Here is an 18,043-nt window from a genome sequence, read left to right as displayed (position 1 = left end):
CGCCGTCAGCGCAGGCTCGGCGCAACCTCGTCGAGCTCGCGCGCCAGCGCCTCCTGCCAGGTCGGCGGCACGATGCCGTAGGCCGTCGACAACCGCGACAGATCAAGCTGCGAATTCGCCGGCCGCTTCGCCTTGGTCGGGAAATCCGCCGTGGTGATCGCCTCGACCGCCGCGGCCTTCACCGCAATGTCGCGCTGGCGCAGGCCGTCGACGATGGCGCTGGCGAAGCCGTGCCAGCTGGTCGCGCCGGAATTGGTCAGATGCACGAGACCTTCGGCCTTGGCGAACGCGGCCGGCAGGTCAGCCGTGCCCTGCGCCAGGATCGCCGCGATCGCTTGCGCGATGCTGCGCGCCGAGGTCGGCGTGCCCTTCTGGTCCGCAACGACCCGCAGGCTCTCGCGCTCACGCGCCAGGCGGATCATGGTGCGCATGAAATTGGCGCCTTCGGACGCGAACACCCAGGCGGTCCGCACGATCAGATGCGGTCCGCCGGCGCTGCGCACCGCTTCCTCGCCCGCGAGCTTGCTGCGGCCATAGGCCGACAGCGGGCCGACCGGATCGTCCTCGCGCCAGGGGCGCTCGCCGGAGCCGTCGAACACGTAATCGGTCGAGACGTGCAGCAGCGGCACGCGCCGCCCCGCCGCCCATTGTGCGATCACGCCCGGCGCGCGGCCGTTGATCGTCATCGCGAGTTCGACCTCGTCCTCGGCGCGGTCGACGGCGGTATAGGCGGCCGGATTGAGGATGAGATCCGGCGCGAACCGATCCAGCGCGCTCGCGAGGCTGGCCGGCTGCGCCAGATCGAACTCCGCGCGCGGCGGGCAGAGCAGCTCATCCGCGCCACGGGCCGACAACACCTCGCGCAATGCGCGACCGACCTGTCCGCTGGTTCCGGTGATCAGGATGCGCATCAGATCTGCCCGTAAACCGGAAGATTCTTGGCATCCGCCAGCAGCGGCGCCTCGGCGTCCTTCGGCGACAGTTTCGGCTCGGCGACGCCCCAGTCGATGCCGATCGCCGGATCGTTCCAGCGCACCGACATCTCGTCCTTGGGGCTGTAATAGTCATCGCATTTGTAGAAGAAGTCCGCGCTCTCCGAGAGCACGACGAAGCCGTGGGCGAAGCCGCGGGGAACCCAGAGCTGGCGGCGGTTCTCGTCGGACAGTTCCACGGCGACGTGCTTGCCGAAATGCGGGCTGCCGACCCGGACATCGACCGCCACATCCAGCACCCGGCCCCGCATCGCGCTGACCAGCTTGCCTTGCGTGTTCGGGTTCTGCAGGTGCAGCCCGCGCAGCACACCATAGGACGAGCGGGACATGTTGTCCTGCACGAACGGCCCGACAATACCCAATTCACGGTATCGGGCAGCCTGGAACGTCTCCAGGAAGAAGCCCCTGTGATCACCGAACAGTTTGGGTTCGAGAATGATAACTTCCGGAAGGTCGGTTCTGATGACGTTCATTGGCAACGCTGAAAATAAGGGGTCACACCAATTTACCCTATCCCTATATCTAACTTGTGCAACGCACGTCATCTGTTAACTTAACATTTATTGCTCACCGAGAGGCGCCATGAAAGGCATCATTCTCGCCGGCGGCACGGGCTCGCGCCTGTACCCGGTGACAACGGTTGTTTCCAAGCAATTGCTGCCGGTGTTCGACAAGCCGATGATCTATTATCCGCTGTCGACGCTGATGCTGGCCGGCATCCGCGACATCCTGATCATCTCGACCCCGCTGGACAAGCCGCTGTTCCAGCGCCTGCTCGGCGACGGCCACGAGATCGGACTGCGCTTCCAATACGCGACCCAGGAGACGCCACGCGGGCTTGCGGACGCCTTCATCGTCGGCCGCGAGTTCATCGGCAACGATTCGGTCGCGTTGATCCTCGGCGACAACATCTTCTACGGCCACGGCCTGCCGAGCATGCTGTCGAGCGCCTCGTTCCGCAAGAAGGGCGCGACCGTGTTCGGCTATGTCGTCAACGAGCCGCAGGCCTATGGCGTGGTCGAGCTCGACGGCACCGGCAAGGCGCTGTCGATCGAGGAAAAACCCAAACAGCCGAAATCCAACGTCGCTGTCACGGGCCTGTATTTCTACGACAACGATGTGGTGAGCATCGCCGCCGACGTCAAGCCGTCGGCGCGCGGCGAGATCGAGATCACCGACGTCAACAACGCCTATCTCAGGCGCGGCGACCTCTATGTCGAGGTGCTCGGCCGCGGCTTCGCCTGGCTCGACACCGGCACCCATGCCTCCCTCGTCGAGGCCAGCCATTTCGTGCAGATCCTCGAGCAGCGCCAGGGCCTGCGCATCGCCTGCCCCGAGGAGATCGCGCTGCGCCAGGGCTACATCTCGCTGGAGCAGTTCGACAAGGTCGCCGCCAAGACGGCCAAGAGCAGCTACGGCGAATATCTGCAATCCGTCTCCCGCTCCTTCCACCGCTGACGCCAGGAGGCATCGATGCGTTTCAAGGGCTCGACCATCTTCGTCACCGGCGGCGCCGGCTTCATCGGCTCGGCCGTGGTGCGGCACCTCCTGCGCGACACCCATGCGCGCGTGGTCAATATCGACAAGCTGACCTACGCCGCCAATCTCGATTCGCTGCCCGGCGCGGTCGGCAATCCGCATTACGCCTTCGAGCAGGCCGACATCTGCGACGCCAGCGCCTTGCGCAAGCTGTTCGACAAGTACCAGCCGGACGCGGTGATGAACCTCGCCGCCGAGAGCCATGTCGACCGCTCGATCGACGGCCCCGGCGAGTTCATCCAGACCAACATCGTCGGCACCTTCACGCTACTGCAGGAGACGCTGCGCCACTTCCGCACGCTGTCGCCCGAGAAGCGCGCGGGCTTCCGCTTCCTGCACATCTCGACCGATGAGGTGTTCGGCACGCTCGGCGACACCGGCCTGTTCACCGAGACCACGGCTTACGCGCCCAACTCGCCCTATTCGGCGAGCAAGGCCTCGTCCGACCATCTGGTGCGGGCCTGGCGCGAGACCTACGAGCTGCCGACCATGATCACCAACTGCTCGAACAATTACGGGCCGTATCACTTCCCCGAGAAGCTGATCCCGCACATGATCATCAAGGGCCTCGGCTTCGAGAAGCTGCCGGTCTATGGCGACGGCCAGAACATCCGCGACTGGCTGTTCGTCGAGGACCACGCCAAGGCGCTGACCCTGGTGGTGGAGCGCGGTGCGGTCGGCGAGACCTACAATGTCGGCGGCCGCAACGAGCGCACCAACCTGCACGTCGTCGAGACCATCTGCGACCTGCTCGACGAGGTCGCCCCATCTCCGCAGGGCGGCCGCCGCCAGCTGATCAGCTTCGTCACCGACCGCCCCGGCCACGACCGCCGCTACGCGATCGACGCCTCCAAGCTGGAGCGCGAGCTCGGCTGGCGCGCCGAGGAGAACTTCGAGACCGGCATCGCCAAGACCGTCCGCTGGTATGTCCAGGAGAAGCCGTGGTGGCAGGCGATCCTGCAGCGCGGCTATCAGACCGAGCGGCTCGGCCGCAAGGCAGCGCATTGATCCTCCGATGACGCGCGTCGCTTCACAGCAAAGACACATGCCGCCGCGCCCTCGCTTACCGAAATCACCTATTGTGCCGACGCCTACAGCTGCGCCGAAGGCGCGAACGCCCTGGTCATCGTCACGGAGCGGCGGGAATTCCGGGCGTTGGACTTCAAGCGGATCAGGCCTACGATGAAAACACCGATCGTGGTGGATCTGCGCAATGTTTATCGGCCAGAGGAGATGCATATGCTCGGTTTTCAGTATAGTAGCGTCGCACGGCTGATCCAGTCGTCTGTGCTGTAACGACAGGCGTGCCGCTGAGACAACCTCGTCAAATCATGTTAGATTAGGGTTTCAATGCATGGGGCCAGTAATTGTGGACATTCAGAATCTTGAGAAAATGTTTGAAGCAGCAAACGACGCAGGCTTCAAAGGCCGAGCAATCTCCGAGTACAAGCGCATAAGGGGCTGGGTTGGAGATCGAATTAATCTCGATACAGCCAGAGTGCTGGATTTCGGGTGCGGTCAAGGCATTGCCGCCGCCTCGTTCGCCCTCAGACATCCGAAGGCGCAGGTGACTGGCTTCGACATCGAGCCGGTCAACCAGCAACAGCTTGCCAACATTTATCGAGCGCAGTCCGGATTATCGCTTCCACCGAATATTTCGTTTACATCCGCGCATCCCGGTGAAGTTCCTCCCGGCGAGCAACCGTTCGACCTAATCTATGCTTGGTCCGTGTTTGAGCATGTCAGAGAAGACGTCATGATCGACCTATTCTCAAGCTTGAAAAAGCGACTAGCTCCGAACGGCCTCCTTTTTGTTCAGGTCAACCCACTCTACTTTTCACCGCAGGGCTCGCATCTCTACAAGTACTTCAAATCACCCTGGCACCATCTGATTTTGTCCCTCGACGAACTTCGCGAAGGTGTTCTGTCCGCAGAGTTCCAACCGACCGAAACGCGCGAATGGCGCCAATTTCTAGAACTAAATCGGCTGACCGCCCAAGATATCATCGGTCGAGCCGGAGCCGCTGGATTGAAGAGATTAAGGGATCAGTTCTTCCAAACTGATCAGATACCCCCTCCTCGATTGGCGCGCGTTTACAATCCTGACGTGCTACGAACGACCGAGTTTATGGCACTCTTCGAGTGACTGTGAATTGATCGGTCCCAGCACGAGCAGCCAGACCTGGCACGGTGGGACAGTGGAAGAATCGACAAGCAGGGTCCGCTGCCATATGGCGCAAATATCTTTTCGTTCTGATGCTCTACCCGCGCTGACGACGTTGGGATGGCTTAATCGCAGCCGGCTCGTCTTGCTCGGCGTCATTCTCACGCTTGGCCTATATAGTTCGGCATCTCAGGCGTTTGAAAATGACTCCAACCCTATAGTCGATCTCGATTTCGACGAAAAATACTCGATCGATCAGGTCAGCACGAAGGAGGCTGCGAAGAAGCCGCTATACTTTTATCTTCAGAAACGAAACGGAGGATATCCACAGGTCGATCCATACCGCTTCACGGTTGACATCGGCACCGATTTCCAAACCTGGCTAGACCATCGAGTACCGCCCAGCTCGAAGCGAAGCGATGATCGCTCTCTGGCACTAGAAATCACAGCCCACATAAACGAGAACGTCAAGGACAAGATCCTGGTTAGCCCGGTGGCGCACAATGGGCCAAATCACATGACGGTGGCAGGAGAGGCGAGCAAGCGTTTCATCTCATTCGACTTCTTACTGGATCCGAACTATGAGGCGCCCAACGGTTGGGCACTCCACTTGCAGGCATGGCAGTGTTGCAGCGGTCACCCGCCATTTGCGATTAGAGTAACCCCGAGCCAGATCAAATCGGCGCCAATAGAATTCAACTTCGTTGTGACCAACGATAGCTTAGAGCGCGACCAATTCGGCGTCCCAAGATCTATCTTCAAAACGCAAATCGCGCGTGATCGCTGGTATCACATGGCTCTCGAACTGGAGCCTCGCCCTGTTGGCAGTAAAGAACCAGGACGAATTGTCGTATGGTTGAATGGCTCCACACTTTTCGATTGGAGAGGCTTCTGGGGCTTTGAGCCGAACGAGAATTCGCCCTACACGAGAGGGCTTGTCAGAGACGCAATAGGAATCGATCTGGGTGTTTACCGACGCCGGCAAGCGACAACCCAGACCATATTGTTCGATCACATCAAGTTTGGCCCCACCCTTTCGAGCGTCGTGTCAAAGTAGCGCCCGCTCAATACAGAAGCTAAAGTAGGTATCAGGATCGATCGAGATGTACTTATACACCCAATCTCGCTCCCTACAGAATTTACTCGTCGCCTGAATAACTCCATAGACGTGCGGGGCAACGATGTTGCCCGAGCAGAAGTCGTGACCTCCGATGAGGCCGGCCGGCTTCATCTTAGGCAGACAAAGATTGAGTTCCTGTAGAGTTAAGTCATAAGCGTGCGTCGTGTCGATATAGACAAAATCGAAATATCCGTCAGGGAAGCGGGAGAGGGCCTCGACGGAGGTGCTGCGATTTATCTCCACCATACCCGTTGCAATCGCGGCTGAGAACGTTTCCTGTACTACGGAGAGTCCACCCGCAAACCGATCATCGTTCCAAGCATCGACAAGGTGCAGCTTCCTCGGCTGAAGCCGTTCGATGATTTCGCGACTGAAACTGCCAGAGGCAACGCCGATCTCAGCGACGACTCCTCCTTTGGGTAACTCGTCCAACATGTGCAACCTCGTCGGGACGACACGGCAGTGTTGCGTATGCACAACATCCAATGGCTCGCCTCGGATCCGATCCACTTCCCCCTGCCGCCTCTGTTGAGCCTTTTCCACGAGACGCCCTTTCATTATGGCGAGCAGGTCCGCTCTCGATCAGATCTTTTCAAAGACGCTCATCGGTACAAATGTGTAGTCGACGGCTTTGCTCGTGTAGACCTCATCAGACTGTAAACGGAAGCCTGCGCTCGCCATCAATTTTTTCAAACGGTCTGAGGCAGGCTGCCACTCTATTGCGCCATCCGCGCGAATTTGAACGAGAGCAGTACCGCCGCGCATGACTAGTCGCTTCAGTTCGCGCGCAGCCAATTCGAGGTCGTCAAGCGCTGGGGTGCATCTGAGCAGAGCGAGATGGAACGACATGGCCCGATTTGGCAGACGTCCGTTCGACTTGAGCTCTCCGATCATGTCCTTCATCGACATTCGCGCCCCCTGAAACTGCCGTCCCCACTCCTTCTCCATCGCACCGTGCAACCCAACTCCCAGTGCCGGCAACCGACGGTACATAAGGATGCTATCGCTCAGCCAGCGATAGACCGTCCGGTCCTCCGGCGTGCAGCCGCAAGACGGGCAACAGTCCGCGGCGACGAACGCCTCACCATACCAGTCACAGAGATTGCAGTGCTTTAGCCGGCCATTCGCGACGGCATCATAGCGGGCAAGTTCGTCAGGGAGGACCGGATGTGCGACCATGACGGTCTCGTCGAACCGCTGTGAGAGCGTCGGCCGGCTCTTGTTGAACAGCGCCAGCATGCCCGGCACGGTGCCGAGCTTCCAGCCGCGGCTTTCGGCGTAATAGCTGTATTCGACGTCGGTGTAGTTGTGCGGAACGTCGTCGCTAAAGCCGCCGATCTGGTCGACCATCTTCCGGCGCATGCCGAACAGTCCTCCCTGAACATGGCCGAAGAGGCGGGTGGGATTCTCCTTCGCGAACTCCTTGTTGCGGAACTTCGGGAACAGCTCGATGCCGGTCGGAAGCTGCGCGCCGTGCAGATAGGTGGGTGAGTAGCCGATGGTGCCGACGAGGCCGGCCTCCGGTTGCTCCTCCAGGGCATGCACGACGGTGATTTCCCAGCCGCGCGCGAAGCTGACGCCTTCCTTGCCGCAGATGTAGATCGCGTAATCGCTGGTCCCCTGGGCCAGCGCGGCGTTGGTGCCAGGGCCGACCATCGCATTGACGTTGTTGTGGATGACCGTCACGCGCTCCTCGGCCTGCCACAGCGCATCCAAATATTCGGCGACCGGCTCGCGGCGGCTCTGGTTGTCGCAGATGATCAGATGATAGGGCAGCGACGTATTCTCCAGGATGCGCTGCACGACCATCTTCAGCTCGGCCAGGTTGTTCCAGGACACGATGATGATGTCGATCGTCTCGTTGCGCCAGACCCGCGTGAGGACCCGCGTCAGCCTGACCACGTCATGCCGCTCGCGCGCGCGCTGGGCGGCCGCGCGGATGATGGCACGCACCTTCAGCGACGGCATCTCGTAATAGCGGCGGATGCCTGCCGCCACGCTTTCAGGCGTCGGCTCGACCATGATGCCGGTGATGCCGTCGATCACGAGATCGGGAATCCCCGCGACGTTGGTCGTGAGCACCGGCACGCCGGCCGCCATGCTTTCGACGACCGAGGTCGGGATGCCATCCATGTCGCCATTCTCGATGCGCACGGACGGCGCCGCGAACAGATCGGCGGTCTTCATCTTGCCGACGATCTCGTCCTGGCTCAGCTGACCCATGATCTCGACATTGCGCGCACCGACCTCGGCGATCAGATTGCGGTACTCCTGCTCGAGATCGCCGTAACCATAGATCTCGATGCGAACGCCGAGATCCTCGATCATCGGAGCCGCGCGGATCAGAAGGTCGAGACCCTTCTTCTTCACGAAGCGGTGGATGGAGATGATCTTGCGGGCCGACCTGCTCTGCTTGTCCTCGTCATAGGCCGCCGAGAAGCGGCTGGTGTCGACAGCGTTCGGGTTGATGATCACCTTCTCGCGCGGGAAGCCGCGCTCGACCACGAAGTCGAGGTGGAATTTCGAGAGCGTAAACAGCGCGCGGCACCAGGGCGACTTGCCGATCTCGGCCAGCCGGTTCTTCTGATCGTTGTCGTAACGGAAGATGTCCTGGGCGTGCGCGATGAAGGTGAACGGAATCTTGGCCTGCTCGCAGGCCGGCCACACCATGTCGGTGACGACCGGATAGACGAAATGCGCGTGGACGATGGTTCGTCCCGTTTCCGTCAGCCGCTGCGCGAGCTTCTGGGGCGAATCGACGCGCTCGAACGTGATCGGGAAGGATGGCTTGAAATCCTTCCACGGCGTCTGCCGGCAGAACACGATGACATCGGCACCCTGGGCGACGAGCGACTCCAGCTCGTTGAGCACGAAGGTTTCCGACGGCACCGGGAAATGCCAGCAGAAATAAGCGACCCGCGGCCGCGCCTCGCGCCGCTTCAGGCCCGGAAGGCGTGCCTCCCTCACTAGGGGCGCGCTCGCTGCCTCACGCACCTCCCGCGGCGGAACGATCCGCGCATAGGCCTCGGCCGTCTTGGCGCGGTAGCTGGGCAGCGCAAAGCGGGTGACCGCGATCTCCCGCCCGCGCTCGCCGAGCTCACGGATCAGTTGCGGATTGCGGCAGAGCTTTTCGACATGCGGCAGCGCTTCCGCGTACTGCTTGAAGTCGACCAGGTAGCCGCTCTTGCCGTGATCGATCAGCTCCGGCAGCGCTCCCCAATGATAGCCGATCACCGGCCGGCGGGCGGCCATCGCCTCGAGCACGGTGCGGCCGAACGACTCGGCGAAGTGCGAGAAGTTCAGGACGACATTGACCTGCTCGACCGCCTGGCGGGGCGTCGTCGCATAGCCGGGAAACTGGATGTTGCGGGGAAGCTGGCCGGCCGCCTGCTTGGCCTTCAGCTCCTTCACGAGATCGTTTTCGGGCCCGATGATGACGAAGGTCGCATTCTTCACGCGCGCTGCCGCCAGGCGGGCAAGCTCGACGACGTCGGCGATGCCCTTCTTCGGCACGTTGCTGCTGATCAGGCCGAACTTGATCTCACCCGATACCTCGTTGGCGATATCCATCGTATCGACGTCGATGGTATTGGGGATCGTGAAGGTGCGATCCTCCTTGGCGAAGGCGATGCCCGTGATCTCGGAATTGCCGATCACCCAGTCGGCGCGCGCCTTGGTCTGGCGGATGATCTCGTCCGGAGCCTCTCCGATCAGGTCCTGCAGCGCCTGATCGTGTTGGATGAGCTCCCTGACGTGCACGATGCCCGGAACGCCGCATTTTCTCGCCGCTTCGAGGGGCTCGCGAAGCATGATGGTATTGACGTGCACGGCGTCGATGCGGTCCGAACGGATGATCTGCTCGAAGGCCTCTGTCGAACGCGCCGACATCGCCTCGCCCTTGCGCCACCATTTGTAGTCAACGATATAGACGCGATGGCAATGTGGCCGGATTGCGTTGGTATAGTCCGGAACGTTGCGCGGCAGGACGACGTAAAGATTGGTCGGAATACGGCCGATGGCATCAACCATGTCGAGAAAGCTGCGCTCGCTCCCGAACAGGTGATCGCCCGCGATGTGGGCAATGAGCAGGACATTCGGCGCGCCGTCCCGATAGGCGACCTTCCCAGGAAACTGCTTCGAGATCAGCGATGGTGCAGGTGGTGTGACGGAGGCCGCCGACGCGGTCACAGGGACCTGAGCGGAGTCCTCCGTCCTGAAGAAGCCGACGATCGTCTCCGACGGCAGGTGCCTCAGACCATCCGTCACAAAGCATGCGACGCTCGTCGCAGCCGCCGCTGGGCTACCTGCACGCTGCGCGAGCTTTGCATAACCCGCCGCATCGAAATAGGGATGCGGATCGTTCTGGGCCGCCATACCCGCCGTCAGATAGTGCAGAATTGCCGGCGAGCTGGCTTTGCCGCCAAGATATTTGCGGCGATAGAACTGAGGTGAAAAGAACGGCGACGGTTGGCGATCTTCTCTCTCCCCATGAAGCAGATAATGCAGCAACGGATCCGACCGCAGCGGATCCAGAGCCGGAGTCGATTCGAGATAGTGCGCGGTGCTGAACAGGGGATGGGGGCTGATCCCATGCGCTGCACCGAAGATCGCATAATGTAGATAGGGTTCCATGCCAGCGGGCCTGCCGAGTTGCGCCTCGTAATAGTCAGGGTCGAACAGCGGCAAGAAGCCAAACTTCCTGGCGCGCCAGCCGCTTGTGACGTAATGGAGCAGTGCGACCGTGGTGTGGCTATCCGAGAGGCCGGCCTTGCGGGAATAGGCGGCCGCATCGAACAGGGGGTGAGGGCTGGGCGGTGAAGGACCGATCTCCAGAAAGCGCCCGAGCCACGTCGTACCGCTCGGCGGAGTTTCGACCGATCCGGCGTAGTAGTCTGTGCAGAACAACGGATGGGGATCGCGGCGTTCCTTTGAGCCATGCTCGATGTAATGGGAAAGCGGCTCGATCCCGTCGCGGGCGAGATCTGGATTGCGCATCAGATAGAATGGGACGGAGAACAGCGGTTGTGGACTTTTCCCTTCCCGCCAGCCCTTGGTGACGTAGTGATTCAGGAGGTCCATGCCGCGCGGCACTCCCCCCTCGAACTGTGACTGATAATACGCTCGATCGAATAGTCCGCTGTCCTCGATCATACGGACGAGCTTTGCGGCGTGCTTCTGCGATGGAGCCGATCCACCGAGCAGAGCCGGATTGAGGAACACCTCCTCTTGGCGATAGAGGTCGAGCTCTTCGGTCAGCGCATATTGCAGCACTGGCTTCCGGGCGTCGAGGATACTCTCAAGCAACCGCGCTCTGTCCGCCAGGACACCGATGAAACGCGTCGCACTGTCCAGGCGACGCTCGTAGACCGCTCTAAACTCTTCAAGCTCGCGCGCGTGCTTGCCGAGCAACTCCTGTCTTTCGGAATCCTTCTCTATAAGGTCGCGCTTGAACTTTTCGACCTGGGCCGCTGCATCGCGATGCTCATTCTGCATGCGATCGAGCTTCAACACGAGCAGATCGTATTGAGCGCGAAGTGAGGCTTCACGATCCAGGATCACATCAAGTGTCGACTGCAACTCAGAAGCTGAGGGCGGACTGCCTCCGATGCTTTCATGGCCAGCAAATGAGCGTTCCACTTTGTCGAAGGCATCCGCAGCAGTTGCTGCCCCCCGGCCGCTCTCGGAGTTCGGGCCCACCCTTGCCATGTTGCGTGCTAACTCGTCGACTAGGTTTTCATGATCCCGTTTGAGAAGCTGGAGCTTCTTAAGCAACGTCGGGTCCGGTTTAGGTCGGTTCGAGGCGATCAGTTCGAACAGCGACTTCAGCGATACGAGCACATCGGCGCATTCGCGCCGCACATCCACCATCGCCTGCTCGACATCCCTCAGGATATCGGACTCGTGACCACCGTTGCGATCGAGCTTGGCTGCAGCGCCACGCAACCGTGGCCGAAGCTCCGCTATCCTAATATGCAGCTTACTGATTGCTGCTTCGAATTTATTTACTTGTTGCATTCAGCGGGCCCCACGCCTGATCGCTGCACTTTGGAATCTCGGAAAGCCACGCCGGTTAACTTCCGGGCGGACCTTGCTCTGCACCTTGACGCAAGGTGCCGAGGCGCTGCTTTGCGCCCTCGTGCCCCTGCGCGGCCGCCTTGTCGAACCACAGCACGGCCGCGTCGAGATCCTTTGCAAGTCCGTTGCCAGTGGCGAGCGCATCGCCCAGCGCGACCTGCGCGGCAGCCATGCCGGACTCCGCCGCGGTGCGGAACCAGTCCATCGCCTTGTCGGGATCGCGCGCGCAGCCCTGGCCTTTCGCGGTCATGACCGCGAGATTGTATTGCGCAAAGGTGTGGCCGCCCTGCGCCGCAGCCTCGTACCACGCAACGCCCTTCTCCAGGCTCTGCGCGACGCCGTTGCCGGTGCAGTACAGCACCGCGAGATCGAACTGCGCACCGGCATGGCCGGCCTTCGCCGCCTTCTCCAGCCAGCTCACGCCGACGACCGGATTGGGGATCGAGATCTTCGAATCCAGATACAGCCGCGCCAGCACGAACATCGCCTCCGCGAGCCCCGCTTCGGCCGCGCGCGTGTACCAGATGATCGCTTCAGTGACATAGGGCACGCCGCCGAACCGTCCCTCGCGCAGACAGCCGAGTTGCAGCGCCGCCGGCGCGTGGCCGGCATCGGCGGCCTCCGTGAGCAGCCTGGTCGCGCGCGCCACCGTCAGGGTCGACTTGTCCGACTGCAGCAGGAACAGCGCCAGCGCCACCTTGGCCTCGGCATCGCCGCTGTCGGCCGCCTTGCCGAGCCAGCGCTCGGCGCGCGCCTGGTCGCGCTCGACGCCGGTGCCCGATGCATACAGGCGGCCGAGCTGAACCTCCGCGGCGCGCAGGCCCGCCTCCGACGCCTTCTCGAACCAGTGGATCGCCTTGGCGACGTCGCGCGCCACGCCGGTGCCGTTGAGGTGGAAGATGCCGATGTTGAACGCCGCGGTGCCATGCCCGCCCTCGGCGGCCTGGAGGAACCAACGCGCGGCGCTGCGCGGGCTCGGCGGCACGCCGGTGCCCGCCGCATAGAACCGCCCGACCAGGAATTGCGCCTGGACGTCGCCGCGCTCCGCCGCCGCCTCGTACCAGCGGACCGCCTCGCGCATGTCGGGCTCGCCGCCCAGGCCCTTGGCGTAGAACTCCGCCAGCGTCTGGATCGCCGGCAGATAGTCCTTGCGCGCCGCCTTGCGCAGCGCGGTCTCGGCGCGGTCGACCGACTTCTCGATGCCGTCGCCGTTCAGATACATCAGTCCGATGTTGTAGAGCGCCAGCGCATCGTCATGCTTCGCCGCCTCCGCGAACAGCCGCGCGGCTTCGACGTGATCCTCCGCGACACCGGAGCCCTTGAGATGACTGAAGGCGAGCGCGACCTTGGCGCGGACATGGCCGCCGTCAGCCGCTTGGCGGTACCAAGCGACGGCGGTTTCCGGATCCGTCTCGACGCCGAGGCCCTGGAAGTAGATGTCGCCGAGACCGAAGGCGCCGTCGGCAAGATCCTGCGCGGCCGCCCGCGCGTACCATTCACGCGCGGCGGCGAGATCGCGGGGACCACCGCGGCCATGACGACACAGATCGCCCATGCGCGCCTGGGCTTCGGCGTGACCGGAGGACGCGGCCCGCTCGATCCAGGCGGCGCCTTGATGTTCGTCCCGCTCGACGGCAATGCCGGTTGGAAACAACATGCTGGCAACCACCGGGGCCTGCCCATCCTGCTCTGTCAGCTCTTCGCACCACGCGCCGGGCGTTCCGGGTCCACGCAACGCGGGCACCCCATCGAGCAGCATCAGCCCCAGCTGATACTGGGCTTCGGTATGGTCTGCCTCCGCTGCCCGCCTGTACCAAGCGGCAGCATCGGGAAACGACAGGGCGACGCCCTCTCGCTTTGCATAGGCCTGACCGACCCGAAACGCGGCCTCGGCCGAGCCGGCATCCGCAGCCTTCTTCCAGATGAGGACGGCATCTACAAAGGCGCCGGCTGCGTGCCGCGCCTCTCCCGCCTCTACGGAAGAGGGTTGAGGCCTGAGGCTTGCCAACGCCTGCCTGATTCGACTCATGAGATTCAAAGCGCTTTACGGTTCACGCATCGCACGGCCGAGGCCCTGCATCATTCCGCCGAGCACGTACATCGCCACCGAACGCGAGCCGACATGGACGTCGCCGGTCAGCGTCATGCCCGGGATCAGGCGAAAGTTGGTAGGCACGTCGTGGAAATTGGTCGCGTCGACCGAGCAGCGTGCCTTGTAGTAGGCATCAACCGGCTTGCTGTCTTCGTCGAGCGTGAAGGCGCCCTCGCTGACCCAACGAATCTTCCCCTGGGCGGTGCCGTGTTCGGCGGCGTTGAAGGCATCGACTCTCAGCGTGCAGGAATCCCCCGGGCGGACGAAGCCGATGTCGCGGGAGGCGATCTTGATCTCGGCTTCGAGGCGGGCCTGGTTCGGCATCAGGGTGATGAACGGATCGCCGGGCTTGAGCACCGAGCCGACCGACAGCTTGGCCAGCGTCAGCACCACCGACGGCTCCGCCGCGGTCAGCCGCACCAGGTCCTGGTGCCGCATCGCCTTGTCATAGGCGGCCTTGGCGGTGTCGAGCGAGTTCTGCGTCGTCACCAGGTCCTGGCTGAGCTGCGCGTTCCACTGCTCGACGAATGCCTTGCGGTCGGCCTTCAGCGATTCCAGCTGATGCCGCGCCTCGATCAGGCTGTTGTGGGTATTGTCCATCTGGCGCAGCAGCTCGAGCCGGGAGTCCTGCGAGATGTAGAGGTTGAGCTTCGAGCCGCTGCCGCTTTCGGCGAGCGTCGAGCGCATCGTCTCGATCTTCTGCAGCACGTCGTCGCGCTGCGCGTAGCGCTCGTCGTCCTTCTGCAGCTTGGCGATGGTCGCCTCGGTCTGCCCGATCTTGGAATCGAAGCTCGCGATCTGCGCCGCATATTGCGCCTTGCGCTGCTGGAACAGCGCCTTCTGCAGGGCGGCGTAGCTGGCGAACTCCGGGTCGTTCTCCTGGGGAAACACCAGCGGCGCGTTGGCGAGCTCCGCCTTGTCGCGCAGAACCTGCGCGCTCAGGCTCGCCACCTGCGCCCGGTATTGCGCGACATCGGCCTGCGTGAAGGTCGGGTCCAGCGTGGCGAGCAGCTGCCCCGCGGCGACCTGCTCGCCCTCGCGCACGTCGATGCTCTTGATGATCGAGGCATCCAGCGCCTGCAGCACGTTGATCGCATCCAGCGGCACGATCTTGCCGCCGACGGAGGACACCACGCGGTCGAGCCGCATCAGGCACATCACCGCGATCATCGCCACGATGAAGGCGACGAGCACGTACAGCGTCGCGCGCGCCGCGATCGGCTCGGGCGCCTCGCGGATGGCGTCGGTTTCCGACTGGAACTGGCGGACGGTCGCGACCGCGGCGGAGCTACGAGACAAGGGTCGGCCCTCCATAGCCCGGACGGCCGCGCCGCGGCGCCGCGATGGCGTGGCTGTTCTGCTGGTGCCACAGGCTGGAATAGATCTCGTTGCGATCCAGCAGCTCGTCGTGGCGGCCGATATCGTCGATCACGCCGCGGTTCAGCACGAGGATCGCGTCGCAATCGACCAGGGACGACAGCCGGTGCGAGATGATGATCATCGTCCGGCCGTGGCCGATCCGGGCGATGTTGGCGTTGACGATCGCCTCGCTGTCGGCATCGAGCGCCGATGTCGCCTCGTCGAGGATGAGGATCGGCGGATTGACGAGCAGCGCCCGCGCGATCGCCAGCCGCTGCCGCTGGCCGCCGGACAGGTTGGGCGAGCCTTCGTAGATGTAGGTCTCATAGCCGCGCGGCAGCTTGTCGATGAACTCCTCGGCGCCGGCCAGACGCGCCGCCCGCACGATCTCGTCGAACGTCGCGTCGGGCTTGGCGGCCGAGATGTTCTCGCGGATCGTGCCGGAAAACAGGAAATTCTCCTGCAGCACGACGCCGACGTTCCGGCGCAGATGGTCGACGTCGTATTCACGCACGTCGACGCCATCGATCTTGATCAGCCCGCCGTAGTCGGAATGCAGCCGCTGCAGCAGCCGGGTGATCGTGGTCTTGCCGGAGCCGCTCTTGCCCATGACGCCGAGCGTGCCGCCGACCGGGATCTCGAACGACAGGTCGTTGAGGGCCGGCGACACCGCGCCCTTGTACTTGAAGGTCACGCCTGAAAATTCGATGTGCCCCTTCAGCGGCGCACGGACGCCGTGGCCGGTCCGGCCCTCTTCCGCCGGCTGGTTGACGAGCTGGCCAACGATCCCGACCGCGGACCGCGCCTCGTCATACTGGTTGATGAGCTGCGCCATCTGCATCAGCGGAGCCGCAACGCGCTGCGACAGCAGCAGGAAGGCGAACAGCGCGCCGACGAACAGCGGATCATCGGTCGTGATCGCGAGATAGACGCCGAGCGCATAAGGCGCGGTGACCGCCAGCCGCTCCAGAGGACGGACCACGGCCTGGATGATCGTCCCGGCCATGCCCTCCGCGACGCGCGCCTTGGCGACGCGCGCGACATAGACATCCCACATATGCTTCTGGCGGGCATCGAGGGCGAGCGACTTGACGGTCCGGATGCCGTTGAGGGTCTGCACCATGAAGGCGCCGAGAACGCCTTCCGCCGACAGAACCGCATTCGACCGCTTGCGGTACACCGGCAGCATCGCCAGCAGCCAGACCGCGATCAAGGCGACGAAGGCCAGCACAGCGAACGTCATGATCGGGCTGAAGAAGAACATGACCGGCAGGAAGAAGATCAGCGTCGTGGAGTCGAGGATCGTCCCGAACAACTGGCCCATCAGGAAGGTCCGGATGCGGAAGATCTCGCGCATATCGCGCGCGACCATGCCGACCTGGTTGCGCTCGAAAAAGTCGATCGGAAGGTTGAGAACCTTCTCGAACATGTAGGTGGACAGCTTGACGTCGAGTCGCGCCGTCAGCTGATGCACCAGGAACTGCCGGAGAAACGCGAAGGCCGACTCAAAGGCGATTAGAACCAGCATCGCCACGCAGAGAACGCTGAACGTGCTGAACGCCTTGTAATAAAGCACCTTCTCCGACAGCAGCCGGTAGAACATGATCGGCGCGAGACCCATCAGACCGAGCACGAGCGCAGCAACCGCGACATCGCGGACGATCCGGCGCTCTCGGAAGATCAGCGCCGTGATCAGTCCGAGGCTGAACGGCTGGGTTTCGTCGGAGATCTCGTAGTCGCGCTTCACCAGGACGACGTCGCCGGTCCAGACATCCTCGAGACGGAGGCGGTCGATCACCAGCAGCGTGTCGTCGTCGACATTGGGATCGCGCAGCACGACGCGGGGGTTGTTCTCGTCGCCCTCGAGGCGCAGCAGCACCATGCTGCTGCCGTCCTTCAGACGGACGATCGCCGGCAGCGCCCTCTTGAGATGGCTGAGGCCATCCCAGTCGAGCTTCACGACCTTCGCCGTCATGCCAGAATTGTTGGCGGACTTCACGATTTCCGCAGTCGACACCTCCGCGCCGGACAGCACATTGTCATGGATCAGCTGCGACACCGTGAGATGCAGGCCGTGCTGACGCGCCACGATCACCAGCGCGGCAAGCCCCGTCGGCGCGGCGCCGTCCTGGGCGGCATCGAAGCTCGGAGAGAGCGGTGCGGGCTGCGGGACCATCGCGGAGGGTGAGGACATCGCAGAGATGCTCCTGAAAATATGCCGTTCGCAGCGACGACGATCCGCTGCGTCAAACGAGCTATAACATTTGATTACCATACCGCATAACAGCGGAGAAAGCCAACGGCGGACCGGCGCTCATCGCGCCCGCCGCCGAAAAGGTTCGGACGTGTGATTAACGTGCGTGGCCGCGCCGCGGAGCGAGATCAGGCGGTTTCCCGCATGTCGAAGCCGGCCCGCGCCAGTGCATCCTCGATGGCCGAGACATCGGCGTCAGGCATGAAGGCCAGCGCGCAGATCTCGAAATTCTCGCGCCGGACGTTGATGGTCGGGAACCCCGCCGTCATCAGCAGGTTCCCGAGCCGCTCGGCCGTGAAGCCGGTGCGATGGGCCATGTAATAGTGGCCCTCCTCGATCGCCCGGGTGTGCCCATACAGCATGTCCAGGGGACGGATCGGACCCGCCGGGGAATTATACGCAACGGCAGCAATGCCATGATCGATGATGTGCTGAGCGACCGCCTCGA

The 18,043-nt window shown here is 62.8% G+C and carries 11 protein-coding genes and 2 pseudogenes; 5 read left to right on the top strand and 8 right to left on the bottom strand.

Going from position 1 to position 18,043, the window contains the following annotated elements:
* Positions 1-5 precede the first annotated feature (5 nt).
* A complete protein-coding gene (rfbD, locus tag BRAO375_RS06955; protein ID WP_009026752.1) occupies positions 6-911 on the bottom strand; it encodes a dTDP-4-dehydrorhamnose reductase in 906 nt (301 codons plus the stop codon).
* Complete coding sequence (gene rfbC / locus BRAO375_RS06950; RefSeq protein ID WP_009026751.1) at positions 911-1,465, bottom strand: dTDP-4-dehydrorhamnose 3,5-epimerase; 555 nt, start codon at positions 1,463-1,465, stop codon at positions 911-913. Before rfbC ends, rfbD begins: the two co-directional genes overlap by 1 nt.
* A 109-nt stretch (positions 1,466-1,574) precedes the next feature.
* Between rfbC and rfbA the strand changes: the two genes are divergently transcribed.
* The 5 genes and pseudogenes from rfbA (at position 1,575) to BRAO375_RS06930 (ending at position 5,752) form a co-directional block, all read left to right on the top strand.
* The gene (gene rfbA / locus BRAO375_RS06945) at positions 1,575-2,450 is read left to right on the top strand and encodes a glucose-1-phosphate thymidylyltransferase RfbA (protein WP_009026750.1); all 876 of its coding nucleotides are present in this window, start codon (positions 1,575-1,577) and stop codon (positions 2,448-2,450) included.
* Between the two features lie 15 nt (positions 2,451-2,465).
* Positions 2,466-3,539: a dTDP-glucose 4,6-dehydratase gene (gene rfbB / locus BRAO375_RS06940; RefSeq protein ID WP_009026749.1), complete on the top strand. Its 1,074-nt coding sequence runs from the start codon at positions 2,466-2,468 to the stop codon at positions 3,537-3,539.
* A gap of 60 nt (positions 3,540-3,599) precedes the next feature.
* A pseudogene (locus tag BRAO375_RS36100) lies at positions 3,600-3,827 on the top strand (UDP binding domain-containing protein); the annotation flags it as partial.
* 58 nt (positions 3,828-3,885) lie between these two features.
* A complete protein-coding gene (locus tag BRAO375_RS06935) occupies positions 3,886-4,677 on the top strand; it encodes a class I SAM-dependent methyltransferase (RefSeq protein ID WP_009026747.1) in 792 nt (263 codons plus the stop codon).
* Positions 4,678-4,729: 52 nt separating this feature from the next.
* Positions 4,730-5,752, top strand: a complete 1,023-nt coding sequence (locus tag BRAO375_RS06930; protein WP_175345302.1) for a heparin lyase I family protein — start codon at positions 4,730-4,732, stop codon at positions 5,750-5,752.
* Here the strand turns inward: BRAO375_RS06930 and BRAO375_RS06925 are convergent.
* From BRAO375_RS06925 to BRAO375_RS06895, 6 genes and pseudogenes are all read right to left on the bottom strand, one after another.
* A complete protein-coding gene (locus BRAO375_RS06925) occupies positions 5,744-6,250 on the bottom strand; it encodes a class I SAM-dependent methyltransferase (protein ID WP_244423128.1) in 507 nt (168 codons plus the stop codon). The genes BRAO375_RS06930 and BRAO375_RS06925 overlap by 9 nt on opposite strands.
* Positions 6,251-6,397: 147 nt before the next feature.
* Entirely contained in the window at positions 6,398-11,680 is a 5,283-nt protein-coding gene (locus tag BRAO375_RS35645) for a glycosyltransferase (protein ID WP_175345301.1), read from the bottom strand.
* Positions 11,681-11,885: 205 nt separating this feature from the next.
* Positions 11,886-13,919 (bottom strand): tetratricopeptide repeat protein, encoded by a 2,034-nt coding sequence (locus BRAO375_RS06910; RefSeq protein WP_009026743.1) that lies wholly within the window; start codon positions 13,917-13,919, stop codon positions 11,886-11,888.
* 15 nt (positions 13,920-13,934) lie between these two features.
* Positions 13,935-15,281 carry an HlyD family type I secretion periplasmic adaptor subunit gene (locus BRAO375_RS06905; protein WP_009026742.1) on the bottom strand — a complete coding sequence of 449 codons (1,347 nt, stop codon included), beginning with the start codon at positions 15,279-15,281 and terminating at the stop codon, positions 13,935-13,937.
* Positions 15,271-17,517, bottom strand: coding sequence for a peptidase domain-containing ABC transporter (locus BRAO375_RS06900; RefSeq protein ID WP_009026741.1), 2,247 nt, complete (start codon positions 17,515-17,517; stop codon positions 15,271-15,273). The genes BRAO375_RS06905 and BRAO375_RS06900 overlap by 11 nt, the downstream gene beginning before the upstream one ends.
* A gap of 206 nt (positions 17,518-17,723) precedes the next feature.
* Positions 17,724-18,043: pseudogene (locus BRAO375_RS06895) on the bottom strand (methyltransferase); the annotation flags it as partial.

The organism is Bradyrhizobium sp. ORS 375 (assembly GCF_000239775.1).
Lineage (GTDB): Bacteria > Pseudomonadota > Alphaproteobacteria > Rhizobiales > Xanthobacteraceae > Bradyrhizobium.
The sequence above is the reverse complement of the archived record's forward strand: the minus strand, read 5'-3'. Positions and strand labels throughout refer to the sequence as shown.

What these genes read in the sequence shown, in the direction of transcription:
- rfbD (WP_009026752.1), bottom strand. Translation starts at nt 911, where the DNA reads ATGCGCATCCTGATCACCGGAACCAGCGGACAGGTCGGTCGCGCATTG.
- rfbC (WP_009026751.1), bottom strand. Translation starts at nt 1,465, where the DNA reads ATGAACGTCATCAGAACCGACCTTCCGGAAGTTATCATTCTCGAACCC.
- rfbA (WP_009026750.1), top strand. Translation starts at nt 1,575, where the DNA reads ATGAAAGGCATCATTCTCGCCGGCGGCACGGGCTCGCGCCTGTACCCG.
- rfbB (WP_009026749.1), top strand. Translation starts at nt 2,466, where the DNA reads ATGCGTTTCAAGGGCTCGACCATCTTCGTCACCGGCGGCGCCGGCTTC.
- BRAO375_RS06935 (WP_009026747.1), top strand. Translation starts at nt 3,886, where the DNA reads ATGGGGCCAGTAATTGTGGACATTCAGAATCTTGAGAAAATGTTTGAA.
- BRAO375_RS06925 (WP_244423128.1), bottom strand. Translation starts at nt 6,250, where the DNA reads ATGTTGGACGAGTTACCCAAAGGAGGAGTCGTCGCTGAGATCGGCGTT.
- BRAO375_RS06910 (WP_009026743.1), bottom strand. Translation starts at nt 13,919, where the DNA reads ATGAGTCGAATCAGGCAGGCGTTGGCAAGCCTCAGGCCTCAACCCTCT.
- BRAO375_RS06900 (WP_009026741.1), bottom strand. Translation starts at nt 17,517, where the DNA reads ATGGTCCCGCAGCCCGCACCGCTCTCTCCGAGCTTCGATGCCGCCCAG.